Genomic DNA, 24,870 nt, shown 5'->3' with positions numbered 1-24,870 from the left:
GGCGGCCGATGGCCGCCGGATACTTATCATTCTCGTCAGGCCGAGTAGTAGTACTCGCCGTCTTTCTTTTGCTGGCGGTCGAGTTGGCTGCCCGGTTTGTTGACGCGTGGGCGCTTGGTCCGTTCGTCGCGCCGGAACGTGATGTCGAGGTTGCCGAGAAACTCGTTCATGCCCTCGCGCATGCTCGTGGGGGTGGAGGCGTACCCGTGTTCCGCGGGTTCGCCGTCGAAGACGAGCAGCCGATCGGAGAGCAGGTCGATCATGTAGATGTCGTGGTCGATGACCAGCGCGGTGGCGTCGTGGTTCTCCGCGTAGCGGCGGATCGCCGAGGTCGCCATCACGCGCTGTTCGACGTCCAGGTGCGCCGACGGCTCGTCGAGCAGGTACAGGTCCGCGTCCTTCGAGAGACAGGCCGCGATGGCGACGCGCTGGCGCTCACCGCCCGAGAGGTCTGTGAGGTTCTGTTCCATGACCCGCTCCAGCTGGAGCGGCTGGGCGATCTCGGTGTTCCAGTAGGAGGTTCCGAAGTCATCAGTAATGGAGCGCAGGAACGCGTCGACCCGCATGTGCTGGTCGATGTCGATGTACTGGGGTTTGTAGGAGATCTCCAGGCGGGAGTTGATCTCGCCCTCGTCCGGCTCGAGTTTGCCGGCGAGCAACTGGGCGAACGTGGACTTCCCGATCCCGTTCGGGCCGACGACGCCCAGCACTTCGCTCTCGTGAATCTTGCCTGCCTCGACCTCCAGCGAGAACTCGCCCTCGCCGTAGGACTTTTTCAGGTCCGGATACTCGACGACGGCCTCGGCTTTCGTCGCGGTCCGTGGGGCGTGTTCCTCGAACGTGATCGCCTCCTCCCGGATGCGCATGTTCTCGTTGTCGAGGTAGCCCGAGAGGTACTCGTTGATGCCGTTCCGGACCGACTTGGGCGGCGTGATGATACCGAACGCGCTCGGGCGACCGTAGGCGAGGTGGACGCCGTCTGCCAGCAGGTCCAGGATGGCCAGGTCGTGCTCGACGACGAGCATCGAGCGGTCCTCTTCCTCGGCGAGTTCGCGGATGATGCGCGCCGCGGTGACGCGTTGGCCGATGTCGAGGTACGGCGTGATCTCGTCCAGGAAGTAGAAGTCGGCGTCCCGCGCCAGCGTGGCCGTCATCGCGACCCGCTGGAGCTCACCGCCCGAAATGGAGTCGATGTCCTGATCCATCACCGCGCCGATGCCGAAGCGCTCGACCAGGTCGTCCAGCGCGCCGCGCTCGTCGGTCCGTTCGAGCAGATCCCGCGTTTTCCCGTCGAACTGGTCGGGGATCTGGTCGACGTACTGGGGCTTGCGCGCGACAGTCACGTCGCCGTCGCGCAGCTCTTCGAGGTAGTCCTGCAGTTCCGTCCCGCGGTACTCGTCGAGCACGCGGTCCCAGTCGGGCTCGGTGTGGAACTCGCCCAGATTGGGCATCATCTCGTTGGCGAGGATGCGCACGGCGGTGGTCTTCCCGATCCCGTTGGGACCGAGAATCCCGGTGACTTTCCCCTCTTCGGGGGCCGGGAGCCCGTACAGCGCGAAGGCGTTCTCGCCGTAGCGGTGGACCGGCTCCTCGTCGAGTTCCTGCGGGAGGTTGATGATCTCGATGGCGTCGAACGGGCACTTCTCGACGCAGATGCCACAGGTCTCGCCCAGGCAGATCTCCTCGGAGATGCTCACCTGATCCGGGCCGCCCTCGTAGAGTTCGGCGCTCTCGTAGCGCTCATCGCGCGTGATGATGCACTCTTTGCCCGTCCGGTTCGGCGGACAGAAGTTCGCACACTCGTAGTTACAGCGGTCGGGCTGACACCTATCCAGGTCGACGACGGCGATACTGTCTTCGGCCATGTTAGAAGTTGATCGGAGTGTTTGCGGTCAGGAGGACGCCCCACGAGACGAACCACAGCGAGAACGTCATGAACGCCACGTAGAGGTAATCCTTCGTCGAGAAGTCTTCCACCTCGATGCCCAGGACCCTGAGAATCGGGAACTGAACGATGATCGTCCCGACGAGGACGTACAGCGCGGTGTTGTCGGTGGCCGATCCGGCAACCGCCTGGGAGACGACTGCGGCGGCGACGCCCGCCAGCGAGGCAAGCGTCGTGACCGTCAGCCCTCGAATGTGGGCTGCCCGTCGATCGACCGATTCCGTTGCCATACCTTCCAGTCAGCCATCCGCCCTCAAAAGAGGTTCGTTCCCCGCTCGCGCGCACGACCCGCGGCGTCCCGCGGACCCGCACCGCGCCGTCATCACTCGGTCGCTCGCGGCGTCGGTCCACGTCTGCCGTCGCGACAGTAAGGCGCCTCTCACCATTGGAAAGCATTCCGACAAAAGGTGCGGGAGACCCTCCCTCTTGAACCGTGGTGAGTCCGACCGCGACGGCTGTGGCTGACGTCCGCCGAATTGTTACATATCGGGAATGATTCACGCCGGCCAGTTGTCATCGGCCACCACCCGAAATCCGGAATTTACCGGTCTCTCGGTCCCGTCCATCAATCTTTATGGACCAGGCGTGCCCACGTTTATCCGATGGCAGAATCCGATGGGGAGACTATCGCGGACCTTCCGCCGAGTGCAAAGCTCGTCTACAAAGTACTCGAATACAACGGCCCGCTCACCCAGAAAGGCATCGTCGAAGAGTCGATGCTCTCCGCTCGCACCGTCCGTTACGCCCTGGAACGCCTCGAAGACGTCGGTGCCGTAGACGAAGACGTCTACTTCGCCGACGCCCGCCAGAACCTCTACGAGATCATCGACGACGACGAGGACCAGGCCGCCGAACAGACCGAATCCGCTGTCTCTGACTGATCGCCACGTCTCATCGAGGGGGTTCCCCGCTCCAGTCACCGCCGCCCTGACTGGGGCGGGACGGATGTCCGCCAGTGACCAGCCGTGCAACCGCGCTCACACACCTCTCGGCTGGCACCCTGTTTTTCTGAGCCAGAAAACGCGTTGCGGTTTTTATGTTCCTGTCCGCTGTCACCGCAGGTATGCAACTCCCTGCCCTCCTCGTCCCGCTGGGCGTCACGGGGTTCCTTCTCCTCGCCGTCTGCGCGTGGGTGTTTCCGCGGGGCACTGCCGGCGTCGTGCTGACGCTTACGGCCGCTGCCGTCGCGATCGCCGCGACGCTGGAACTGAAAGCGGCCGGCCTCCCGGAGGCGTACGCGTACGTGATCGGATTCGCACTCGCTCAACCCCTGCTCGTGATTCTGATGACGCTCCCCGAACGGTTCGACGCGCGAGCCTACTGGCGACCAGAGCGTCTTCCAACGATCGCGCTGGACGTGGCGCTCGCCGTTGCCGTCGGCACGGCGGTGGGAGCGCTCGCCGTGTTCTCGCTCGCGTCACTGGACCTGCTTGCCGGCGACCGCGGGACGGCTTCGCTCAGCGCGGTCGCGCTGGGATCGCTGTTCACGTTCCTGGCACGCACCCGACGGTTCCGCGGGGACGGGGACGCGCAACCCGCACTCACGACGGCCATCCTCGACGCGTCCAGAGAATAGCGGCCCTCGTACTGGTCGCGCTGCCCGGGTTACCTGGTCATCGAGAACGCCCGTCCGGTACACTCGTTCATCGTCAGCTCGAACACCGTGAGGGACGTGTCTTCGAGCGGAACCCCCCAGATCGCCATGTCGGGCGCGAACTCGGCGTTCGCCGCGATCGCGGTGTAGGCGTCGACGGTCTCTTCGTCGCGAATCTCACGGAGCTCGCCAGTGATCACGACGCTTCGCCACTCGGTTCCTGGCTCCGTTTCCTCGTAAACGGTGAATCCCGCCTTCGCTCCTTCTTCGAGACAGTCGAACTTGCGGCTGTCCGGCCCTGCACCGAACTGCATCACGAACAGCGGTCGGTCACCGTCGTAGCCGAACGACATCGGGAGCGGATACGGCTGGTCTCCGTCCAGCAGCGCGAGAACACCGATGCCGTTCCGACTCAACACTGTCGTCACTTCGTCAGCCGAGAGCTCACGCATAACTCTGGTATCATATTGCGACGGCTATATACGTTGGTTGCAACTCCCCGCCCTCCCCTTCGAGGGTCCCGCTATACTCACGACGTTCGCTCGCGGAACTTACGAGGGGACGACGGTGATCGTCTTCCCGCGATCGATCGCCTGCTCCAGTTCCTCGGCGATCGCGCTGCCCCGGGAGACCTGGTTCTACACCCACCTTTTACTGCGTCGGGTTCCTCGCTCGCGTCGCTCGCTGCGGAAACCGCTCCTTGCAAAAGCTGGACCAAAACTGCCACTCGCTCACTGCGTTCGCTCGCGGAACTTACGAGGGGACGACGGTGATCGTCTTTCCGCGATCGATCGCCTGCTCCAGTTCCTCGGCGATCGCGCTGCCCCGGGAGACCTGGATTTCGCCGCCACGGGAGACGGTCGCGGTGAAGAGGTACTCGCCGTCGGCCTGGACCTCGACGGTCTCGCCGGCGTGGCCGTCCATCGGGACGATGACGTGGCGCGAGGTCACTTCGGGCGTGACGATCTGGCCAGGCTGGCCGCCGCCACCGCCCGCGGCGCCCTCGCTCGGCATGCCGGACGGGCGCTCGCTGAAGGTGCGGACGTCGATGTCGATGCCCAAGCGATTCTCCACGTCCGAGATGCGTCCGCCGCCCTTGCCGATGACCTGCGAGATGTCGTCGTCTTCGACCCACACGACGGCGGTGTCCCGACCGCGCAGTTCGACTTCGACGTGGCCGTGGGCGATGGAGCGAATCTCGCGTTCGACCTCCTGCTTTGCGATCCGATCGACGCCGCTCTCGCGGCCGCCGTCCTCGTCGGCGCCGATCGGGACGGTGACGACCTGGCGGTTGAAGGTGTAGATTTCGTACTCGGGTTGGCCGGTCTCGAAGTCCCGAATCAGGATGACCGGGCGTGCGAGGTCTTCCTCCATCAGGCCTTCTGGCACTTTGACCTCGGTTTTCACGTCGTACACCTTCTCGACTTTCCCGGCCTCGATGTAGACGACCGTGTCGACGACCTGCGGGATCATCCCGAGTTCGACGCGGCCGACCAACCGCTGGAGCGAGTCGATGGCCCGGGTGGCGTGAACGACGCCGATCATGCCCACGCCCGCGAGGCGCATGTCCGCGAACACCTCGAAGTCGTCGGTCTTGCGCACTTCGTCGTAGATCGTGTAGTCCGGGCGGACCATCAGCAGCGAGTCGGCGGTCTTGGCCATCTCGCCGCCCAGTTCCGTGTACTGGGTGATGTGCGGGCCGACCTGGAGGTCGCGCGGCTTCTCCATGGTCTTGACCGCGAAGTCCGCCTTCGAGAGGAACTCGGCGACGGCCTGCGCGAACGTGGACTTCCCGGCCCCGGGCGCACCCGAGATCAGGACGCCGCGCTGGTGGTCGGTGAGCCGATCACGGAGTTCGTCGGCGAACTCGTAGTCGTCGAGTTCCGTCTTGGCGATGGGACGAACGGCCGTGATCTCGTGGCCGTCGGCGAAGGGCGGACTGGCGATGGCGATCCGCATGTCGCGGAACTGGACGATGGTCATGCCCTCCTCGGAGAGTTCGATGAACCCGTCGGGGCTGGCGCGGGCGCTGTTCCGGATCTCCTGGCTCCACTCCTTGAGCTGGGTCTCGGTGGAGACCTCGTCGCGAATCTCCTCGTAGTGCATGTCTCCGAGTTCGCCCCGCTTTGCCATCGGGCGGACGCCGGTCTTGAGGTGGAGGCTCATCGTCGTCTCGTCGAAGAAGTCCTCGATCGAGAGCGACTCGACGGTGGTGTCCTCGGTCCGGGGTTCGACGTACTCGACGTCGATTCCCTTGGCCGTGGCCACCTCGCTCTGGACGATGTCCGAGGTGAAGAGCGTGGCGTCGTGCTCGGCGGCGGTGTCGCGGATGAGGGCGTCGATCTCGCCCTCGCCCGCGTCGCGCTTCTCGACGGCGTCGGGCCGGCGCCCGACGTACTCCAGAGTAATCTCGCCGTCGTCGGCGAGCGTGGCGAGTGCCTGCAGCTCGGAGAGCCCGTCCCAGCCGCTGTCGCGGCCGTCGTTGGCCTGCGATTCGAGTTCGCCGACGACGGCTTCCGGGACGTAGATAGTCGCGTCGGCGAAGTCGCCGGACTCGACGTGTTCGGACACGCGACCGTCGATGACGACGCTCGTGTCCGGTACGATGTTCATACCAGTGGTAGGAACCCGTCGCCTGATAAGGGTCTTGATGCTCGTGTTAGTGTGTAGTTTTATTCTCGGGCCTTTGTAACGAGATGATATGTCCCCGAACGATCATCCCTCTCCGGACCAACCCACCGACGATTCTGGCAGCCCGTCGCAGCCGCGGGACCTTCCCCCTGCACATGACGTGACGACGTACGTCGAAGACGGGGCTCGCATCGCGGGTATCCTCGGCGTCTGGGGCGTGATCGCCGCCTTCGCCGCGGGCTTCGTCGGTAACCTCGGCAGTACCGGCGGCCTGCTGAGCAGGCTCGGACCGGCACTCGGTGGCCTGTTCATGCTGGTGGGTCTGCTGAACGCCGTGCTGTATCTGGTCTATCGCGGGATCGATTACGCGCGAGTCTGACGGCAGCGAGTCGTTGGCGACCGGCAGCCACGATGCACGCAGACTCACGGGCGTCCAGGCCCACAATCGAGGTATGCGAAACCCGATGGAGGGAACCCGATGAGCGACCCAGGTCCTACCCCCGACGCGGAACTCGAACAGTTGCGAACCGAGCTCCAGCACGCCCGCGAGGATGCTGGGGGCGATGTCAGCGAAGTGCTCGACAATCTCACGGAGGCGCTCGGAAACCTCGATGCGTCGGACGACGAGCCGAGACAGGACCACCTCGAATCCATCAGGGCAGAACTCGCGCGACTGGAGGACGACACCGAGGGTGACACCCGAAAATCGCTCGACCGGGCGCGCGAGCACGTTCGGGCTATTCTCGAAGCGCGACTCACTGAGGACGAGTCCGTCTCGGATCGGATGGACGACCAGGACTGACCCCCTACATTCTCAAACCGGGACTTCCTTCTCGCTGGTATGAACGACGTGCGGGAACTGACCAGGCGCCTCGTTTCGATTCCCAGTCACGAGTCCGAGGCGGACGTCGGCGATTTCATCGAGCAGTGGCTGCGCGAGCACACCGACGCCACGGTCACCCGGGACGACGCTGGCACCGACGAGGGCCGCGGCGGCAACGTCATTGCCCACAAAGGAACTGGTGACACCTCGCTCGCACTCGTCGGCCACCACGACGTGGTGCCGCCGGACGACTCGCAAGTGACCCCGGCTGGCGAGTACGTCGTCGAGGAACGCGACGGCCGGCTGTACGGTCGCGGGACGGCCGACATGAAAGGCGCAGTCGCGGCCGCGATGTGTGCCTTCCGCGACGCGGACCCGGACGGGGAACTCGTCTTCGCCTCGTTCGTCGGCGAGGAGGTCGGCGGCGTCGGCGCACGATGTGCGATCGACCAGGGATTCGAACCCGACTACGCCGTCGTCGGCGAGGGGTCGACGGGCTACTCGGAGCCTGGTGTCACGGACGTCGCCGTCGCCCACAAGGGTCGACGAGGGAGCACGATCACGGCACGCGGCCAGTCCGCCCACGCCAGCGAGGTCGCCCAGGGCGAGAACGCTATCTACCGCGCCACCGACGCCGTCGACGTGGTTCGAGACCTGGAATTTCCGGAGACGACTGTCCTGGGGCACGACCTGGGCGGCAGCGTCGCCGTCACGGAGATCGACGGCGGCTCGGCCTGGAACGTCATCCCCGAGCGTTGCGAGGTGACCGTCGACGAGCGCACGGTTCCAGGTGAGCGCGCCGACCTGGGGCAGGCCGAGACGATCGACGGCGTCGAGTGGACCGTCGACCAGGACCTCCCGCCGATGGCCTGCGACGACGCGGCCTTCGCCGACGCGGTGCTCGACGCGGCGACCGACGCACAGGACGCCCAGCCTGAACACGTCGTCAAACCCCACGCGACCGACGCCGGGTGGCTCTCCCAGGCGGGGACCGAGTGCGTGATCTGCGGCGTGGCCGAACCCGGCGAGGCACACACGGCCGACGAGAGCGCGTCGCTCGCGGTCGTCGAGCGCTGTTACGAGATCTACCGCCGAGTCGCTGAATCGGGACTGGTCTGACTGAAAGGCGCGTTTGACCGTCCCGAAAGCACTTGTCCGTGGTACTGACAGTCTCCCGTGATGACTCACTCACGACGACGCGTCCTCCAGTCGCTGACGCTCGCCGGGGCTGCCCTCGCCGGCTGTGTCAGCACGCCCGGAGCCGACCGCGATGCGACCGACGAACCCCAGTCGCCAGGCGCTGCGCCGACGGCGACCGCCTCCACGGCGACGCCTGACGACGCTGCCACAGGGACTGGGACTGCGACCGCGCGGCAGGAACCGATCCGTCCCGACGGCGATCCCGTGACGATCGAACGGACGATCACCGATCCGGACCTCGACTACCTGCCCGACGAGCACGCCGTCAAATACCCCGCCTACTACAAGCGCGTCGGAACGCCCGGCGACGGGCCGCCCACGCGCACGACGATCTACGAAACGACGCCCTTCGAGGACTGGGCGGTCACCGAGTGCGCGTCGGCCGGGGCGAAAAAAGTGGGCTCGGTCGTCCGGTCGGCCGTCGACGGTGACCCGAACCTGAGCGTCGGCATCACGACGCGCGACGACGAGATGGCGATCTCGGCTCGCCAGACGACGACGAAAAACCGCGAGGGCGAAGTCGTCTCCGAGCCCACCGTTCCGTTCGACCGCGTCGTCGCCGTCACGCCGCGGGCGGTCACGGCGACGGTCCACCTCGACGACCAGTCACACACTGCGACGATTCCGGTGTGGGCCGACGAGATGACGATGCACTACGATTAGAACAGGTCGTCGGGGTCCACGTCCGTCTCGTCCTGGCGGTCGACGTCGAGGGCGTCGAGCGCCGTCTCCAGTTCGGCTTCGTTGGGGAGCGCGAGGATCTTGCAGTTGAAGTCGATCTCGGGGGTGTGCATCGCGGATTCGATGCTGAACGCGTGGGTCTGGAACTGGCCGAGCTGGTCGGTCAGAATCTCCATGAACGCCATCTCCATGTCCTCGGCGAACTCCGGGGGCGTGTGCTCGACGCTGGTCTGGAGCACGTTCGCCCAGCCGTCGATGAAGCCGCTCGTCATGATGTTGCCGAGTTCCTCGATGGCGCTCTCGTGCATGTCCGTCAGTCCGTCAGCGTCGCCGGGGTCGACCGGCATCATCGCCTCGGCGATGTTCCTGGCGGACTGCTCGTCGAACATGATGATCAGATAGCCGCTCGGCGTCCCCTCGAACTCGCCTGTTGTCCCGACGTAGTCCCCGTCTTCGAGCGTCTCGGGGATGTCCTCGATTGGCGTGAAGGTGATGCCGGCGATCTCGGTCGTCGTCTCGATCCCGGTCATCATCGTGACCTGCTCGGCCGCCGCTTCCGTTCCCTCCTTGGTCAGGTCGCTGAACACCGAGAGCTTGTCCAGCGAGATCGAGTCTGCACCCGCGTCGTCGTCCATCTCGAAGCCGAACTCGTCTGCGCCGTCGTCGAAGGGGCCGTCCTCGCCCTCAGCGTCGCCGTCACCCGCCGCCAACGAGTCGTCGTCGCTGTCCGGGACGCCAAAGGGACTGTCGTCGGCTGTTGCGGTGTCGGCGTCATGGCCGACTGTCTCGTCACCGCTGTCACCGGAGCCGAAGGGGCCATCGTCGCCGTCGTCGGCGAACGGGCCGGCGTCGCTCTCGCTCCCCTGGTTGAAGCCGAAGCCACCGGAATCGGCGGTGGTATCCTGGGCCTGGGGCTGCGCGTCTTCGCGATCGCGCTCCTCCTGGAGGACGGTCTCGATGGACTCCCGGTCGGGGATGAGATAGATGTCGAGGCCGACGGTGTTGTCCCGCCACATGACTGTGCTCCCGAACGCCAGCACGCTGTTCGTGTCCGGACCGAGCGATTCGATCTCGAAGGCGTCCAGTTCGTCGGCTTCGAGATAGGTCGGCGGGGAGGCGTCCAGCCCCGTCTCCAGGTGGTCGCCCCAGCCGGCCAGGAACCCGCCCATCATGATGTTCGCGAGTTCCGTGACGCTGCTCCTGGCCATCGAGTCACTGGCCGCCCCGGGGACGAGCAACTCGGTCACGGTGTCGATGCACTCCTGATCGAACGTGAACAGGAGCGTGCCGGAGAGCTTCCCGTCGACGTCGAACTGCACGCCGTGTTTGGTCCCGCTGTGGATGTCCGCGGTGATGTCCGCGCTGTCGGCCACCAGCAGCTTCGTGACGTCGATGACGGTGGGCGTGTCCACCATCTGTCCGAGCGCGTCGCTCGCCTCCTGGGCACCCTCGCGGGTGAGCAGATTCAGCGTCTCGAGTGAGTCTATGTCTACGTCCATCGGTACGTGCTGGTGTTCGGGCGTCCCTGGACGACGTCGCCGTGCCCACCCCCGGCTCGCACGTCAGCGCGCCGCGCCGTCTCGCTCACGCCGAACGATTCCAACACTGCTGTAATCGAGTTTCCGTGCATGACGACTCCGTCCCCTGGAACAGGACCTTGGGGGACGTTACCAGGGTTTTACAATATGTCTTTCCCCACGGTTATCAATCGTTGTACTCGCTCGCGAGCCGAATCACCGGGACGGCGCGACCCTTTTTGACGCTGGGCCCTGACGGACCGACGATGAGCGACACCGCTGCCCCGGAGACTGCCGAGACGTACGAGCAGTTCCTCGACCACGTGACCCGGATGACGAACGTCCAGAACGCCGCGGGCATTCTGAACTGGGATCAGCAGGTGATGATGCCCGACGCGGGCACTCCCGCTCGCTCCCAGCAGACCGCGGCGCTCTCGACCGTTCACCACGAGATGCTCACGTCCGACGACCTCGCCGACTATCTCGAGGAGCTCGAAGCGACCGACCTCGGCCCCGAACAACAGGCCGTCGTTCGGGAAGTCCGCCGCGAGCACGAGCGCGCCACGCGCGTCCCTGGCGATCTCGTCGAGGAAATCTCCGAGACCACCTCGAACGCGCTGCCCACGTGGAAACAGGCCAAAGAGAACGACGACTTCGAGGCGTTCGCCCCGACGCTGGAGAAAGTCGTCGAGCTGAAACGCGAGTACGCCGCGCACATCGACCCCGACCGGGATCCCTACGAAGTGCTGTTCGAGGACTACGAGCCCTACCTCGGACTCGACACGGCCGAGCGGGTCCTCGAACGACTGCGCGACGAACTGGTCCCCCTCATCGACGAGATCAGCGACAGCGACGCCGAACTGGCAAGTCCCTTCGAGGGCACCTACGACGAAGGCACTCAGGAGGAACTGGTCAGAGACGCGCTCGACACGCTGGGCTACGACTGGGATCGGGGCCGACTCGACACGGCGCCGCACCCGTTCTCGATGGGGACGCAGTTCGACGCGCGGGTGACGACGCGCTTCAAACCCGGCGACCCGCTCGACGCCCTCGGCTCGACCATCCACGAGTTCGGCCACGCGACCTACACCCTCGGCCTGCCACAGGACCAGTACGGCACGCCGCTGGGCCAGTCGCGCGACCTGTCGGTCCACGAGTCCCAGTCGCGCCTCTGGGAGAACCACGTTGGTCGGTCGCGTCCGTTCTGGGACCTGTTCGCCAGCCACGTCGACGACCACCTCGGCGTCGACGCCGCCCCGCAGGAATTCTACGAAGCGGCCAACCGGATCTACCCGGACAACCGCATCCGCGTCGAAGCCGACGAGTTGACCTACCACCTCCACATCATCCTCCGGTTCGAGATCGAACGCGACCTCGTCAGCGGCGACCTCGACGTCGCCGAGGTCCCGCAGGTCTGGAACGACAAGATGGAGGAGTACCTCGGCGTTCGCCCCGACACCGACGCCGAAGGGTGTCTCCAGGACATCCACTGGACCCACGGGAACTTCGGCTACTTCCCGACGTACTCGCTGGGCAGCGTGCTGGCCGCCCAGCTGTTCGCCGCCGCGGAAGACGACCTGGACGACCTGGCGGGTGACGTCCGCGCGGGCGAGTTTGACGGACTCCACGCCTGGCTCACCGAGAACGTCCACAGCCACGGCTGCCGGTACACCACCGACGACCTGATTCGGGAGGCGACCGGCGAGTCGTTCACCGCCGACTACTTCCTCGACTACGCGACCGAGAAGTTCGGCGACCTCTACGACCTCTGAACGGTCGGCAGGGACCCGGTCGTTTATTCGCCCGGCCCGCGTACCACGGGTATGAGCGGTCTCAATCTCGGGCCGGAGCAACTCGACCGGTTCTCCCGGCACATCATCATGGACGACGTCGGCCCCGAGGGCCAGAAGGCGCTGCTCGACGCGCGCGTCCTCGTCGTCGGCGCGGGCGGGCTCGGCTCGCCGATCATCCAGTACCTCGCGGCCGCGGGCGTCGGCACGCTCGGCATCGCCGACGACGACGACGTCGAACGGAGCAACCTCCAGCGCCAGGTCATCCACGCCGACGCCGACGTGGGGCGCCCGAAAGTCGACAGTGCCGCCGCGTTCGTCACCGATCTCAACCCCGACTGCACTATCGAGCGCCACCACACCCGCATCACGGCCGAGAACGTCGACGACCTGATCGCCGACTACGACTTCGTCGTCGACGCCAGCGACAACTTCGCGACCCGCTATCTCGTCAACGACGCCTGCACGCTCGCGAACAAACCGTTCTCCCACGGCGCGATCTACCGCTTCGAGGGGCAGGTCACCACCTTCGCTCAGGAAGACGATTCGCCGTGCTACCGCTGCATGTTCCCCGAAGCGCCGCCAGCGGGAACCGTCCCCGACTGTTCCGAGGCTGGCGTCCTCGGCGTGCTGCCCGGCACCGTCGGCTGCATCCAGGCCACCGAGGTCGTCAAGTGGATTCTCCGCGGGGCCGACCTCCTGCCCGAGAGCGAACTGCTCGACGGCCGGTTGATCTTCTACGACGCCATGGACATGACCTTCGAGGAAGTCCCCGTCGAGCCCAATCCCGACTGTCCGGTCTGTGGCGACGAGCCCGCCATCTCCTCGGTGCAGGACGTCGAATACGTCGAAACCTGCGCGATCAGTGCCGACTGACGGGTCGTCCCGGTTCCCCACGATATGTTTTCATTCCTGATATTCGGGCGCGTAACTTTATGTTTGGAATTCGGCAACTGGTGGGTACGCAGGTGACTCCCACACCATGTCGACGTCGTCCCCTGACTTCGGAGTCGAGTTCGGGCTCGGCTTTCTCGGTGCGAGAGAACTGGGCTACGCCGAGTTGGTTTTCGCCCAGATGTTCGTCTGGGGAATCGGCGACGCGGTGTCGACGCTACTCGCGTTCTCGTTGACCGGCGATCTCTCGCTGGAGGCGAACCCGATCGTTCGGGCGGTGTTGCTGCACGACCCGCTGCTGTTGCTCGTGTTCAAGGGCGCCGTGGCCGCCGTCGTCGGGATCACGCTCATCGAGTGCCGTGACGTCGTCATGCGGGTGCCGCTGTGGCGGTCCTGGATGTTCGTCGTGCTCGGGCTCGGCTCGGCCGTCGTGGCGTCGAACTTCTACGTCGGTTTCGCGATGCTCGTCTGACCGCCGTCACCGCACTGCGACGACTTCCTGGCTGAACGCGTCTCCCGTCCAGCGCCAGGCTCCGACGTAGGGGTGGGCGCCGTCGAGCGAGACGATGACGTAGGTGTATCCCTCCCAGGTCGCCCGCGCCCGGTCGGTCTGACTCGGCCGTGGTGGTCCCTGTGGATGGGAGTGGTAGAAGCCGACGACGTCTCGTCCCGCGTCCTCGACGTCGTCCATCACCGCGAACTGTTCTTCGGGATCGATGGCGTACTCGGTCCGCGGCGCGTCCGCGGCGTTGTCGGTCCGATAGCTCGCGCCGGCGTGGCTCTCGTCCGCACCGAACTCGCCACCGAGGATGCCACACACTTCTTCGGGGGAACCCGTCCGAGCGTGCTCTACCACGTCGTCGTAGACGCCTCGCGAGAGAACCAGCATCTACGCGAGGACTTCGGCCAGCGGCCGGGCGGCGTCCGTCGGCGGCGCCTCGAACAGGTCGGGGTGGAGCAGCGCTGCCAGATATTCGAGCGTCTCGACCAGCCGTGGCCCGGGTCGATTGACGTAGTTGTGTCCGTCGAGCGCGTACGCCCGACCGTCCTCGACGGCCGTCAGCTCGTCCCACCCCGGGCGCTCGGTCAGTTCGTCGACGTTCGCGACGGTCTGTTCGAGTTCGAACCCGCAGGGCGCGGCGACGAGGACCTCGGGATCGTACTCGGTGATCTCGGTCCACTCGCGCGGCTCCGACCGGTCGCCGGGCGCGGCGAGGCCGTACTCGCCGCCGGCCATCGCGACCATCTCGGGCACCCAGTGGCCGGCGACCATCACGGGGTCGAGCCAGTCGAGCACAGCCACGCTGGGTCGCTCGTCGTCCATGCCGGCGATCGTCTGCTCGATGGCGTCGACTCGCTCACGGAGGTCGGCGACGAGTTCGGCCGCCCGCTCCGTTCGTCCCGTCGCGTCGCCGATCCGGCGGACGTCCGCGAACACGTCGTCGAGGCTGTGCGGATCGGTCGTCAGGACGGCGGCGTCGATGCCGGTCCGCTCGATCGCCTCTTCGACGAGCACCTCGTCGACGGCGCAGACGTCACAGATTCCCTGGGAGATGACGAGATCGGGGTCGAGCGCGGCCAGCGTTGCCGTGTCGATCTCGTACACGCCGTCCCCGTCTTCGGCAGACGCGACCTGGTCGTTGATCGCCTGGCTGCTGGCGTCGGGATCGATCCGTGACCGGTTGACGACCGGTTTCTCGGTCGCCTCGGGCGGGTAGTCGCACTCGTGGGAGACGCCGACCGGCTCCAGTCCGAGGGCGTACACGATCTCGGTCGCCGAGGGGAGTAACGAGACGATTCTGGGAGTCTGGTCCGATGTCATGGGCGACCCACAATTGGTCGTTGGTTCGGGCACCAGCGGCATGAATCTGCTGGCGTGGGGAGCCGGTGCGGGCTGGCGCCGACGCCGTGTGCCAGCGCTGACTGTCGTACCCACGGGTCTTTAGGTATCGGCTGTATACGCACCACCATGGCAGCGACCGAGTCCGGGACGTATCGGGTGTTCGAGAGCGACCGCGACCGCGAGGGTGCGGACGTGGTAGACGAGTGGCTCCTCGTCAAAAAAGGGGAACAGGAGCCGACCTACGTGCAGGCGTCGGGCTACTACGAGCCCCTCCAGTCGACCGTACAGGAACTCAAACCGGGGTATCTCGTCGAGGCGACGCTGGCGTGGAGCGGCGAGGGCGACCCGTCGTTCGCCGAACTCTCCATCGAGACCCGGACGCTCGTCGAGTTCGTCGACGGCGTCCCGGACATCTTCGAGCAGGCAAAGGAGACCTTCGAGCAGGGCAAGCGCGAGCACATGCCCATCTACTCGAACGTCACCTACGACACGGACGGCGACGCTAACGGCGTCCTCTACACCTTCGCGAAGCAAAAGGGCGAGAAAGACATCTTCACCGAGTTCCAGGACGGCCGGATGACGCTGGAACCGATGATCGACAAACTCGGCGACGGCGGCGAGGAGCCGCCCTACGAGGTGTTCGTCATCCGCCCCGAGGACACGAAGTTCCTCGTCGTCTATCTCACCCTGGAGAAAGACGGCCTGCTGGCCAACACCGTCCGCGACGAGTACGAGTGCCCGCGTCCCGCGTGAGTCCCACCCAAGACCCAAACGCCGACCGGTCCTAGTTCTGCGTATGTCCGTCCCGGACGACATAGACGAGCGCATCGAGAACCGCCTGATGAGCCACGGCATCTACGTCACCGACTTCGCGCGGGACGCTGACGCCGTCGAGATCACCTACGAGACGGTCCACGGGACCGAGGGCGTCCCGCACCGAGACATCGGACGCGTCGTCAACGTCCTCCGAGAGTTCCGCGAGGAAGGCTGGGAGGCGGTCGACGTCCACGGCATCGTGAAGAACCTCGACGGGGAGCCTCTGGGGTCGTGGGACGCGGACGCCGCGTGGTTCCGCGACCTCGCAGCCGACGACATCACGGAGACGGAGTTCTCCCAGCGCGTCCTCGACACCATCGAGGAGGCGTGACAACGGTTAACTGCACCCCGCGCGCCTACGTCGCATGGACGAGTTGCCCGTCGTCTGGGAGAACCGCGTTCGCTTCGAAGAGACGGACATGCAAGGAGTCGTGTTCTACGGTAACTACGTCACTTTCCAGGACGAGGCGTCCTCGGCGTATTTCCGCGCGATCGACTACAGCTACGGGGCGATCGCGGAGGCTGGCTGGGACATCCACGTCGTGAACGTCGATCTGGACTACCGCGGCCAGGCGACCTTCGAGGACGAACTGGTCCACGGCTTCCGCGTCGCCACCATCGGTGAATCCAGCATGACCTCCGAATATGCCGCCTGGCGGCCCGCCGACGACGAACTGCTCGCCGAGGGGACGGTCACCCACGTCGCCGTCGACGGCGAGACCGGCGACCCGACGCGCGTTCCCGACGAGTTCCGCGAGGCCGTGATCGACTTCCAGGAGCGACCGCCCGAACAGGCCTGACCGGCCGCTCAACAGACCGGCTTCGGGTCGATTCCCATCGCACCGAGCGTTTCGGCGTAGTCGGCGTAGGCGGCGTCGACGACCTCCGTCACGGCGGTCTCCGCCTGCGTCCACTCGGCGTCGTTCTCGCAGAGGCCGTTCAGGGCGACCGCGCCGTCGTTCAGGCGGGCGTTGACGCTCGTCCGCACGTCGCGGACGAGGTCCGCCCGTCGCTCGTCGGCCTCGTTGACGAAGAAGTTGATCGCCTGCAGGAGCGTCCCGTCGAGGACGAGCGACTGGCCCACGAGACCGGCCGCGACCGCCTCCAGCGTCACGTCGACGTCGAGCGGTGCTGTGAGGTCCCTGGCTTCGGGCAGGGAGTCGAGTGCTGCCGCGAGTCGGTCGGCGTTCTGGCCGGCCGTCCGTGCAGCGTCCGCGAACGCGTCCGCCGCTTCGTCGGTCGCAGCCCGCTCGGCCCACTCCCCGTACGCTGATTCGAGCGTCCGCTCGGTTTCGACGACGACCGCCAGAACGGTCGACGGTTCGAGTGCCGCTTCGGTGGCTGCGATGAGTGCCTTGTCCGATTTGAGTCGCTCTAGCTCCGTCCGTTTTTCCTCCCGGACGCGTTCGACGAGCGTCTGGCCGTTCATGGCGTGTCGTTCGGACGCGTCGGATATATCGGTTGCCGTGGCTGTGGCCGGCTCGGCAGACGGTTTATTCGCCAGCCCCGTCTACAGGGACCTATGACCGACTACCCTGAACCCGACGTCGAGGTGGACGCGGTGGCGCCGACCACACTCGCCGACCGCCTCGACGCCGGCGAGTCTGTGCGACTGCTCGACGTGCGCAACCGCGACGAGTTCGAGGCCTGGCAGATCGACGGCGCCGAAACGACGCTCGTCCCCTACATGAAGTGGCTCCAGGCGGACGTCCAGGACTCGGTCGCCGACCTCGCCGCCGACGTCGACGGCGACGGTCCGATCACCGTGGTCTGCGGTCGCGGCGAAGCCAGCGCGTACGTCGCCGGCCTGCTCACCGAGGCCGGCATCGACGCCCAGAACCTCGCCGACGGCATGGAGGGCTGGGCGCGCGTCTATCGCGCCCGCGAGATCACCGACTCGGACCCGACCGTCGTCCAGTACCAGCGCCCGGCGAGTGGCTGTCTGGGCTACATGATCGTCTCGGCTGGGGAGGCCATGGTAGTCGATCCGCTCCGGGCGTTCACCGACCGGTACGTCACCGACGCCACGGAGCGGGACGCCGAGATCACGACCGTCGTCGATACCCACGTCCACGCCGACCACGTGAGCGGACTTCGCGAACTCGCCGCCGAGACCGGCGCAACGGCAGTGCTGCCGCGGATGGCCGTCGAGCGCGGCGTTACCTACGACGTCGAGACGATCATCGACGGCGAGGAACTGACGGTGGGGGACGCCACGGTCGAGGTCCGCCACCTCCCGGGCCACACGACCGGCATGACGGCGTTCCGGGTCGGCGACGTGCTGCTCTCGGGCGACAGCCTGTTCGTCGAGAGCGTCGCCCGCCCGGACCTGGAACGCGGCGAGAACGGCGCGGAGGTGCTGGCGGCCCACCTCTACGAGTCGCTGACCGACCGCCTCGCGGCCCTGCCCGACGAGACGGTCGTCGCGCCCGGCCACTACGGCGAAGCGGCGACGCCGGCTGACGACGGGACTTACACCGCGACGCTGGGCGACCTCCGCGACGACCTGGCGGTGTACTCGATGGGCCGTGCGGAGTTCCAGGCGCTCATCCTTCGGGACGTCCCGCCGCGGCCGGCGAACTTCGAGCGCATCATCGCGGCGAACCTGGGCCGCGAAGACCTGGACGACGAGGACGCCTTCGAACTGGAACTCGGGCCGAACAACTGCGCGGCCAGCCCCTCGATCGCGGACTAATCTTCGGGCTCTGCCGTTCGGTAAACCCGTCCTCACCGGTTGTTCGTGAAACCGGTGGCGTAATGGTTAGAACAGAAGAATTTTATCATTACAAACACCCGTTTCGACTGCTGACGAACCCTGGCCGGGGACGATCCCCGCTGGCCGGTGGACGCGTCGGCCCTCCTTCAGATAGCTATGAACTCGAGGTCACCTGTCGGTCGCATCCTGGTACTGTCGGTGCTCGCTCTCACACTCGCGCTCTCGTCGACCGTGTTCGTTCCCGCTGGGGGCGCCACGGTGACGGAGAACGGCTCCAATACCACGGCGAATGAATCGGTCGAGATGTCGGTCTGGACCGCGCCAGCGTCGCAGTTCGATTCGCTACGCACCACTCGGGACGTCCACGATGCTATCGAGAACGGGACGCTCACGCGGAGTCGCACTGTTGCCAAGCAGGACGTCGTCGTCTTCGCTGTCGAGTCGCCACGCGCCGTCGATGCACTCCGACGGGAGCGAAACAGCAGTCAGAACGCTACCGAGGCGTTCGTCGCCCTCGAAACGCGATCTGACGAGTTCAATCTGGAAATGTACAACGTGAACATGTCTGGGATGGCGGACGACCCATACCTGGACGTCCACGAAACCGCAGCGAACGACGGACTGCGAGTCGTCCCGGACGAGGGCAACGACACCCTCTACGTGGCGATGAAGCACGACAGAATTGTTTTCGAGGGGTGGCCGATCCCGTCCGATATCTCGGGGATGATCTATAACGCGAGCTTCTCCATCAATGACTCGGCGCAATACCGGGCCAGCGCCGAGTTCCGACTCGTCAATCGGACGTTCCGGTTCGACACCGGCTCGGGCGACGTCATCAGACTCGGCGGGCAGTTCCGCTGCCATCTCATTACCGGACAGACCTCGGTTGCACCCGGGACAGAGTTGCCGATCCGACTGAACGGGAGCGATCCCACGTATCCCATACAGGAGACCGCTGTCGTCGACACCCAGCAGTCAGTGAAAGCGATCGTCGACGCTGATCTGCCGACGAACGTGACGTTCGAGGTATCGGTCCCGACGATTCCGGGGGCGACGGCAGAGGGACTGATCGGTTCAGACACGCCAGCGGCCTTTTCGGACGTTCGGTTCGATCCCCAGTCGGTGCAGAACGGAACCGTCACGCTCGATAGAGCGATGACTGGTGGCGGTGGCTTCGTCGTCCTGTACCCGGCGTCGGTCGTCGACGAGATCGCCACTCGGGACGCCTCCCAGGGTTGCGTTCAAACGCGGATCAATCGGAGCCTGGCGAGTGATCGTATTGTCGGCGTCAGCGACTACCTCGTACCGGGCGAACACGAGAACGTCACCGTACAGTTGCGTTCGTCTCTCGATCAGAACCGGACGCTCGTTGCGGTCCCGCACCTCGACACCAACGACAACGAGTCCTTCGACTTCCCGGCGACTGGACCGGACGCACGGCGAGCCGGGTATCCTGTGACCGACGGTCCAGCGGCACTGAACGGGTCACTCGTTACCGACGCAGCGCTGGTCTCGGTGGAGACGCCGACCGAATCCACGACGAGCACGCCTCCCGCCGCGTCACCAACCGCCTCACCGTCAACGTCGCGAACGTCTACCATTGTGACTGCGGCCCAACAATCTCAGCAGACAGAGACGACCACCGCGGACGGCCCCGGATTCACGTCCACGCTCGCGACGCTCGCGTTCCTCGCGGTGGCACTCCTTGGCATTCGGGGTTAGGACAAATTCGGTAGCGAGACACAGCACTTTGGCTAATTCTGGAAACTATATTCGGAGATATGCTATTACTGGTAGATTTATTGTGCTGGCGTCCGTCGGTCGTCGCATGCGACTCGAAGACGAGACAGTGTTCATCACGGGGGCGGGGTCGGGGATCGGCCGCGCGACCAGCCTCCGGTGTGCCGAGGAGGGAGCGTACGTCATCGTCACCGACGTCGACGAAGACGGCGCAGCGGAGACCGTCGAACAGATCGAGAACCTCGACACGGGCGGGGCGGAATCGCATCGCCTCGACGTGACCGACGCCGAGGAGTTCGACGCGATGATCGAGGCCACCGCCGAGGAGCACGGCCTCGACGTCGTGGTCAACAACGCCGGCACCGGCCATCCGCCCCAGAGCATGGAGGACGTGGGCGAAGCCATGCGCGATTACGTCATCGACGTCAACATCAAGGGCGTCTGGAACGGCTGTCACGCCGCGCTGCCGATCATGAAAGACCAGGGTCACGGCGCGATCGTCAACGTCGGCTCGCTCGCGTCGATCTTCGGACTGCCCAAGCAGGCCGCCTACTCGCTGACGAAGGGAGCGGTCCTCAACTTCACCCGTGCCGTCGCCGCCGAGGCAGGTCCCTACGGCGTCCGAGCCAACACGGTCTGTCCGGGCTTCACGGACACGCCGATGGTCCAGCAGATGTTCCAGAGCTACGACGATCCCGAGGCCGCTCGCGAGAAGATGGAAGAGGGGTACCCGCTCAAACGCCTCGGTGAGGCCGAGGAGATCGCCGACGCCATTCTCTTTCTCGCCTCCTCAGAGGCCTCCTGGATCACCGGCGAGGGACTGGTCGTCGACGGCGGGTTCCGGACGGCCGGCGGCGGCTAACTACTGTCCGGACACCAGCCGTCACGCGGTGCCGTTCGCGTCCTCGATGGTGAATCGTTTCCCGAACACCAGGAACAGCGCCGTCCCGACGACGCCGACCGCCGTCGCCGCACCGAAGGCCAGTTCCGGCGAGTACGCGCTGTAGAGCCAGCCGCCGACCAGCGCGCTCGGGATGGTCACGGTGTTTCGAATCAGGTAGTACGCGCCGGTGACGCGCCCGCCCGTGTCCTGTTCTGCGGGGCCGACGATGAGCGCCTTGTGGGCCGGGAGGCCGGCGAAACGCAGCCCCGAGAACGCAAAAAGGAGGCCGACGATCCAGGGGTTCGCCGGCGCGTTGATGAGCAGGATCGGAAAGAGCGCGTACACGGCGAATCCGATCGCGACGACGGGTTTGAGCCCCACGCGGTCGGCCAGGCGGGCAACTGGAACCATGCTCACCAGGGCGACGACCATCTCGACGGCCAGCAACACGCCGAAGAGGGCGTCGGGCGAGAGATAGCCGACGACTGGGAGCGTGACGCTGACCGCGAGGAACTCGGTGACCACGATGACGAAAAAGACGTACACCATGCCGTTGGCGAAGCGGACGAGCGTGTCTCCGAGCAGCAGCGGGGGTAACTCCTCGGGCATCCCCCGGAGGTCCGCGACGACCTGCGAGATTCCTTCGAAGGACTTTCCGAACGAGTCCCCGCTCGCGTCGTAGAGGCGATGCTGGACGGCGGTCGCCACGAACCCGAAGGCGGCTGCGACCGCCAGCACCGCCTGGAAGCCACGGTCGAACCCGAGGGCGGCGATGAGGGCCGCCGCAAGCAGGGGCCCGATCAGGAAGGCAGTCCGGCGCACGGTTTCGGTGCTGGCGAACCCGGTCGCCAGGTGGTCCGGCGCGACGCTCTGCTTGACGATGGCGAAGGTCGCGCCCAGCCCGAAGGACTTCCAGGTCTGTGCCAGAAAGAGACCGAGGAACACCCCGACCGGCAGCACGATCGCCTCGACGTCGAACGGTCCCGCGCTGGTGGGGCCGACCGTCACGGTACCGAACAGCGGCGCGGCCAGCCAGACGAGAAAGCCCACGGTCGAGGCGAGGCCGAACGCCGTCAGCGCGACCCGTGACCCGATGCGGTCCGAGAGCGCGCCGCCCGGATACGGGTACACGGCGCTGATGAGGTTCCCGACGCTCCCGTACAGGCCGATCGCCACGCCGCCGGCCCCGAGCAGGCTCATGTAGCGGGGCAGGTAGCGACTGGTCATCTGGAAGCCCAGGGAAAAGGAGAACATCGCGACAGAAAGCACGAGCACGTCCCGTTCGAGCGCGAAAAACTGTCGGATCGTCGCGAGCGCTCCGAGCTCCTCGTCGGCTCGTCGCGCACTCGCTCCGGCGTCTGCCATACCGGGACTTGCCGCCGATCCCTGTTAAATCGGGCTTCTATCCGCTCTGTGGGTCACAGTTCCTCACAGCAAACCGGGCCCCGGTCAGCGGCGTGCGAGCACGGCGATGGCGAGGAGCGCACCGACGAGCGCTAGTAGTGGGGTGAAGCCGGGGCCGCTGCCGTCGCTGCCGTCGGTTCCGGCGGTGGCCGTCTGCTCGCCGTTGTTCGCGCTGGGATCGATCCCCTCGATCGTCGCGGTCGCCACGAGGTCGTCGGCCGTCGCCTGAATAGTGTGCTCGCCCTGGCTGTCGACGGCGAACGTGAGTCCCCCGTTAGCGTCGGTTTCCCCGATGCTGGCGCCGTCGACCGTGACGGAGGCGTTCTCGACCGGCGTGCCGTACTCGTTGGTCACGTCGATGCTGACGTTCTCGCCGACGACGACTCGGTCGGCCAGCGAATCGATGCTGATCGCCGGCGTTCGTTTGATGTTCACGTTGAGGCTCGTCGGCTCCTCGTCGACGTTGAGGTCCTCGCTCGCCGTCTCGTAGCCCTGTTTCGTGATCGAGACGTCGTACTCGTTGTTGACGGGCACGCTCAGCGTGTTCTCCCCGTTCCCGAGGGTCTGGACGCCCGTCGCGACGCCCTTGACGTCGATGCTGGCGTTCTCCAGCGGCCTGGCGGACTCGAAGTGGTCGTCGGTGACGTTGAACGTCACTGTCACCGACCCCTGCTCGATGCTGAGCGATTCACTCGCGTCGCCGTCGACCTGGATCATCGTGTCGTTGCGCAGGTACCCCTCCTTGAACACGAACAGGTGGTACTCGCCCTGCTCGATGGCGTCGGTCTCGTGGACGCCGTTCTCGTCCGTCCGCTCGTTGACGACGCGGGTCCCGTCCTGCCAGAGGCGCACCCAGGCGTCCTCGACCGGCGTTCCGCGCTCGTTCGTCACTTCGACTGTCGCCGATCCCTTCTCGGCGACGGTGATCTCCACGTCACCTGCACTGGCGCTCTCGATGTCGTAGTCGGTGTTCCGAATGTACTCGCCGCTCGTCACGTCGATCTCGACGTTGGCACCCGACGGCACGTCGATCAGCGCCTGCCCGTTCGAGCGCGTCGTCTCCGTCGCGCTGCCACCGTCCCAGGTGGCCTCGACGCCTGCATCGGCGACCGGGTCGCCGTCCCGATCGACTACGGAAATTGTCAGTGTCACATCCTGTGTCGTCTGTGCGGTTGCTGTCATCGGGACGCCCGACAGCAAGACGACGACTATGAGGAGTAGAGCGGTCGTGCGCGTCATACCCACACCGTCGGATGGATGTCATAAACCTCTATCGGCCTCGCGTCACTTTCGGTGTGGTGTCACTCAGTCGACGCCCCGTCGGTGGTGGGCTCGGGCTTAGCGGAGCGCCCCTCGCGCGTTTCCGGGACTCCCCTCGTCGAGTTCGTCGACGATACGTTCGACTTCGTCGGGCGTCACCGTGGGGACCGGCCCCGGGATCGTACGGGTCAGCGTCGCGGCCGCGACGCCGTGCGCGAGCGCGTCGCTGATGCCGTCACCGGCCAGCCGGCGGCTGAGGAACGCACCGATGAACGCGTCGTGTTCGCCGGTCGTCTCGACGGCCTGCGTTTCGACGGCGTCGCTCTCGTGGATCGTCGCGTCGTGCCAGACCAGCGCGCCGTGTTCGCCCTGGGTGACGACGACCGTCTCGAAGTCGTACTTCGAGCCGATCTGATGGGCCAGCTGAGACGCTTCGCCCGTCTGCTTCAGAACCGTCTGCACGTCGTCCTCGTTCGCCACCAGGACGTCGGCTGCCGGGAACATGTCCGTCAGCGTCTCGCGCGCCTCGCTGGCCGACCAGAGGTCCGGGCGGTAGTCGAGGCCGAGTACCGACGTGCCGCCGGCAGCACGCAGCACCGCCTGTGCCGTCTGCTCCACCGTCTCGGAGAGAGCGATCGTTTCACCGCTGACGAACACTGCCTGCCCGTCCTGCACGTCGTCCATCGGTAGCTCGGCCGGTTCGGCCGTCTCGATCGCCGTGCCGTGCCGATCGTCCAGGACGTAACTGTCTCGCGGTGTGCTCCCCGCCTCGAAGAAGGTGAGTCCCTGTCTCGCCTCGCTCGCCTCGACCCAGCTAACGTCCGTCGTGATGCCGTGGCCTCGCAGTTCCGAGACCGCCCGCCTGCCCAGCGGCGTGTCCGCCAGCTTCGAGGCCCACGTGCTGTCCGTGCCGAGCCTGCTCGCCGCGACCGCGACGTTGCTCGCCGCGCCCGTCGCCCACACGTTCAACTGGTCCGCCGTCTCCAGCCGTGCGTGCTGTGGTGGCGACAGCCGCAGCGCCGTCTCCCCGAATGTCACTAAATCCGTCATATCCCTGCAAATGCATACGGGGGGCTTAGTTCGTGGGGCCGTTTCTCACGACAAACCACCTTTTTCTTCGTCGGGTTGCCGCT

27 protein-coding genes are annotated in these 24,870 nt (G+C 66.0%); 15 read left to right on the top strand and 12 right to left on the bottom strand.

What is annotated here, in order from left to right; translation table 11 throughout:
- Positions 1 to 35 precede the first annotated feature (35 nt).
- Both ACFR9U_RS12110 and ACFR9U_RS12105 read right to left on the bottom strand, forming a co-directional pair.
- A complete protein-coding gene (locus tag ACFR9U_RS12110) occupies positions 36 to 1,865 on the bottom strand; it encodes a ribosome biogenesis/translation initiation ATPase RLI (protein WP_247380743.1) in 1,830 nt (609 codons plus the stop codon).
- Between the two features lies 1 nt (position 1,866).
- Positions 1,867 to 2,175 (bottom strand): EMC6-like membrane protein, encoded by a 309-nt coding sequence (locus tag ACFR9U_RS12105; protein WP_247380745.1) that lies wholly within the window; start codon positions 2,173 to 2,175, stop codon positions 1,867 to 1,869.
- A gap of 372 nt (positions 2,176 to 2,547) precedes the next feature.
- Here ACFR9U_RS12105 and ACFR9U_RS12100 point away from each other — a divergent pair, with 372 nt between their 5' ends.
- Both ACFR9U_RS12100 and ACFR9U_RS12095 read left to right on the top strand, forming a co-directional pair.
- Positions 2,548 to 2,826 carry a MarR family transcriptional regulator gene (locus ACFR9U_RS12100; protein ID WP_247380747.1) on the top strand — a complete coding sequence of 93 codons (279 nt, stop codon included), beginning with the start codon at positions 2,548 to 2,550 and terminating at the stop codon, positions 2,824 to 2,826.
- A 182-nt stretch (positions 2,827 to 3,008) separates the two neighbouring features.
- A complete protein-coding gene (locus ACFR9U_RS12095) occupies positions 3,009 to 3,521 on the top strand; it encodes a hypothetical protein (protein ID WP_247380749.1) in 513 nt (170 codons plus the stop codon).
- A 29-nt stretch (positions 3,522 to 3,550) separates the two neighbouring features.
- Here ACFR9U_RS12095 and ACFR9U_RS12090 read toward each other — a convergent pair whose 3' ends face one another.
- Positions 3,551 to 3,991, bottom strand: coding sequence for a pyridoxamine 5'-phosphate oxidase family protein (locus ACFR9U_RS12090; RefSeq protein ID WP_247380751.1), 441 nt, complete (start codon positions 3,989 to 3,991; stop codon positions 3,551 to 3,553).
- A gap of 301 nt (positions 3,992 to 4,292) precedes the next feature.
- On the bottom strand, positions 4,293 to 6,152 hold the full coding sequence (locus tag ACFR9U_RS12085; RefSeq protein WP_247380753.1) for a PINc/VapC family ATPase: 1,860 nt from the start codon (positions 6,150 to 6,152) through the stop codon (positions 4,293 to 4,295).
- An 88-nt stretch (positions 6,153 to 6,240) separates the two neighbouring features.
- Here ACFR9U_RS12085 and ACFR9U_RS12080 point away from each other — a divergent pair, with 88 nt between their 5' ends.
- The 4 genes from ACFR9U_RS12080 (at position 6,241) to ACFR9U_RS12065 (ending at position 8,856) form a co-directional block, all read left to right on the top strand.
- Positions 6,241 to 6,549, top strand: a complete 309-nt coding sequence (locus tag ACFR9U_RS12080) for a hypothetical protein (RefSeq protein ID WP_247380756.1) — start codon at positions 6,241 to 6,243, stop codon at positions 6,547 to 6,549.
- 99 nt (positions 6,550 to 6,648) lie between these two features.
- On the top strand, positions 6,649 to 6,972 hold the full coding sequence (locus tag ACFR9U_RS12075) for a DUF7553 family protein (RefSeq protein WP_247380758.1): 324 nt from the start codon (positions 6,649 to 6,651) through the stop codon (positions 6,970 to 6,972).
- A gap of 39 nt (positions 6,973 to 7,011) precedes the next feature.
- A complete protein-coding gene (locus ACFR9U_RS12070; protein WP_247380761.1) occupies positions 7,012 to 8,112 on the top strand; it encodes a M20 family metallopeptidase in 1,101 nt (366 codons plus the stop codon).
- Positions 8,113 to 8,172: 60 nt separating this feature from the next.
- Positions 8,173 to 8,856 (top strand): hypothetical protein, encoded by a 684-nt coding sequence (locus tag ACFR9U_RS12065; protein WP_247380763.1) that lies wholly within the window; start codon positions 8,173 to 8,175, stop codon positions 8,854 to 8,856.
- Here ACFR9U_RS12065 and ACFR9U_RS12060 read toward each other — a convergent pair.
- Both ACFR9U_RS12060 and ACFR9U_RS12055 read right to left on the bottom strand, forming a co-directional pair.
- The gene (locus tag ACFR9U_RS12060; protein ID WP_247380765.1) at positions 8,853 to 10,373 is read right to left on the bottom strand and encodes a chemotaxis protein CheC; all 1,521 of its coding nucleotides are present in this window, start codon (positions 10,371 to 10,373) and stop codon (positions 8,853 to 8,855) included. The genes ACFR9U_RS12065 and ACFR9U_RS12060 overlap by 4 nt on opposite strands.
- Positions 10,364 to 10,504: a hypothetical protein gene (locus ACFR9U_RS12055; RefSeq protein WP_247380767.1), complete on the bottom strand. Its 141-nt coding sequence runs from the start codon at positions 10,502 to 10,504 to the stop codon at positions 10,364 to 10,366. The genes ACFR9U_RS12060 and ACFR9U_RS12055 overlap by 10 nt, the downstream gene beginning before the upstream one ends.
- 153 nt (positions 10,505 to 10,657) lie before the next feature.
- Here ACFR9U_RS12055 and ACFR9U_RS12050 point away from each other — a divergent pair, with 153 nt between their 5' ends.
- The 3 genes from ACFR9U_RS12050 (at position 10,658) to ACFR9U_RS12040 (ending at position 13,547) form a co-directional block, all read left to right on the top strand.
- Complete coding sequence (locus ACFR9U_RS12050) at positions 10,658 to 12,163, top strand: carboxypeptidase M32 (RefSeq protein WP_247380770.1); 1,506 nt, start codon at positions 10,658 to 10,660, stop codon at positions 12,161 to 12,163.
- A 51-nt stretch (positions 12,164 to 12,214) separates the two neighbouring features.
- A complete protein-coding gene (gene ubaA, locus ACFR9U_RS12045; RefSeq protein ID WP_247380771.1) occupies positions 12,215 to 13,057 on the top strand; it encodes an SAMP-activating enzyme E1 in 843 nt (280 codons plus the stop codon).
- 106 nt (positions 13,058 to 13,163) lie between these two features.
- Positions 13,164 to 13,547: a DUF5658 family protein gene (locus ACFR9U_RS12040; RefSeq protein WP_247380773.1), complete on the top strand. Its 384-nt coding sequence runs from the start codon at positions 13,164 to 13,166 to the stop codon at positions 13,545 to 13,547.
- Between the two features lie 6 nt (positions 13,548 to 13,553).
- Here the strand turns inward: ACFR9U_RS12040 and ACFR9U_RS12035 are convergent, their stop codons facing one another.
- Both ACFR9U_RS12035 and ACFR9U_RS12030 read right to left on the bottom strand, forming a co-directional pair.
- Entirely contained in the window at positions 13,554 to 13,964 is a 411-nt protein-coding gene (locus ACFR9U_RS12035) for a desampylase (RefSeq protein WP_247380774.1), read from the bottom strand.
- Positions 13,965 to 14,897 carry a cobalamin-binding protein gene (locus ACFR9U_RS12030; RefSeq protein WP_247380775.1) on the bottom strand — a complete coding sequence of 311 codons (933 nt, stop codon included), beginning with the start codon at positions 14,895 to 14,897 and terminating at the stop codon, positions 13,965 to 13,967. It abuts the gene before it with no gap.
- Between the two features lie 147 nt (positions 14,898 to 15,044).
- On the opposite strand from ACFR9U_RS12030, the gene ACFR9U_RS12025 reads away from it, so the two are divergent.
- Genes ACFR9U_RS12025 through ACFR9U_RS12015 form a run of 3 tightly spaced genes read left to right on the top strand, consistent with a single transcriptional unit; the run spans position 15,045 to position 16,534 of the window.
- Positions 15,045 to 15,671: a DUF6663 family protein gene (locus ACFR9U_RS12025; protein ID WP_247380776.1), complete on the top strand. Its 627-nt coding sequence runs from the start codon at positions 15,045 to 15,047 to the stop codon at positions 15,669 to 15,671.
- Positions 15,672 to 15,714: 43 nt separating this feature from the next.
- Positions 15,715 to 16,065, top strand: coding sequence for a DUF8159 domain-containing protein (locus ACFR9U_RS12020; protein WP_247380777.1), 351 nt, complete (start codon positions 15,715 to 15,717; stop codon positions 16,063 to 16,065).
- Positions 16,066 to 16,099: 34 nt separating this feature from the next.
- Complete coding sequence (locus ACFR9U_RS12015; protein WP_247380778.1) at positions 16,100 to 16,534, top strand: acyl-CoA thioesterase; 435 nt, start codon at positions 16,100 to 16,102, stop codon at positions 16,532 to 16,534.
- 8 nt (positions 16,535 to 16,542) lie between these two features.
- On the opposite strand, the gene ACFR9U_RS12010 is transcribed toward ACFR9U_RS12015, so the two are convergent.
- On the bottom strand, positions 16,543 to 17,163 hold the full coding sequence (locus tag ACFR9U_RS12010; RefSeq protein WP_247380779.1) for a hypothetical protein: 621 nt from the start codon (positions 17,161 to 17,163) through the stop codon (positions 16,543 to 16,545).
- Between the two features lie 93 nt (positions 17,164 to 17,256).
- On the opposite strand from ACFR9U_RS12010, the gene ACFR9U_RS12005 reads away from it, so the two are divergent.
- The 3 genes from ACFR9U_RS12005 to ACFR9U_RS11995 all read left to right on the top strand — a co-directional run bounded on the left by ACFR9U_RS12005 (position 17,257) and on the right by ACFR9U_RS11995 (position 21,052).
- On the top strand, positions 17,257 to 18,429 hold the full coding sequence (locus tag ACFR9U_RS12005; protein WP_247380780.1) for an MBL fold metallo-hydrolase: 1,173 nt from the start codon (positions 17,257 to 17,259) through the stop codon (positions 18,427 to 18,429).
- Between the two features lie 177 nt (positions 18,430 to 18,606).
- Positions 18,607 to 20,172, top strand: coding sequence for a DUF7282 domain-containing protein (locus tag ACFR9U_RS12000; protein WP_247380781.1), 1,566 nt, complete (start codon positions 18,607 to 18,609; stop codon positions 20,170 to 20,172).
- A 106-nt stretch (positions 20,173 to 20,278) separates the two neighbouring features.
- Positions 20,279 to 21,052, top strand: coding sequence for an SDR family NAD(P)-dependent oxidoreductase (locus ACFR9U_RS11995; protein WP_247380782.1), 774 nt, complete (start codon positions 20,279 to 20,281; stop codon positions 21,050 to 21,052).
- A 21-nt stretch (positions 21,053 to 21,073) separates the two neighbouring features.
- Here ACFR9U_RS11995 and ACFR9U_RS11990 read toward each other — a convergent pair whose 3' ends face one another.
- The 3 genes from ACFR9U_RS11990 to ACFR9U_RS11980 form a co-directional block, all read right to left on the bottom strand.
- Complete coding sequence (locus tag ACFR9U_RS11990) at positions 21,074 to 22,438, bottom strand: MFS transporter (protein ID WP_247380784.1); 1,365 nt, start codon at positions 22,436 to 22,438, stop codon at positions 21,074 to 21,076.
- Between the two features lie 84 nt (positions 22,439 to 22,522).
- Positions 22,523 to 23,716: a carboxypeptidase-like regulatory domain-containing protein gene (locus ACFR9U_RS11985; protein ID WP_247380786.1), complete on the bottom strand. Its 1,194-nt coding sequence runs from the start codon at positions 23,714 to 23,716 to the stop codon at positions 22,523 to 22,525.
- A gap of 99 nt (positions 23,717 to 23,815) precedes the next feature.
- On the bottom strand, positions 23,816 to 24,787 hold the full coding sequence (locus ACFR9U_RS11980) for a sugar kinase (protein ID WP_247380788.1): 972 nt from the start codon (positions 24,785 to 24,787) through the stop codon (positions 23,816 to 23,818).
- Positions 24,788 to 24,870: the final 83 nt, after the last annotated feature.

Origin of the sequence: Halorientalis brevis, from assembly GCF_042678165.1 — an archaeon.
GTDB lineage: Archaea > Halobacteriota > Halobacteria > Halobacteriales > Haloarculaceae > Halorientalis > Halorientalis brevis.
The sequence above is the reverse complement of the archived record's forward strand: the minus strand, read 5'-3'. Positions and strand labels throughout refer to the sequence as shown.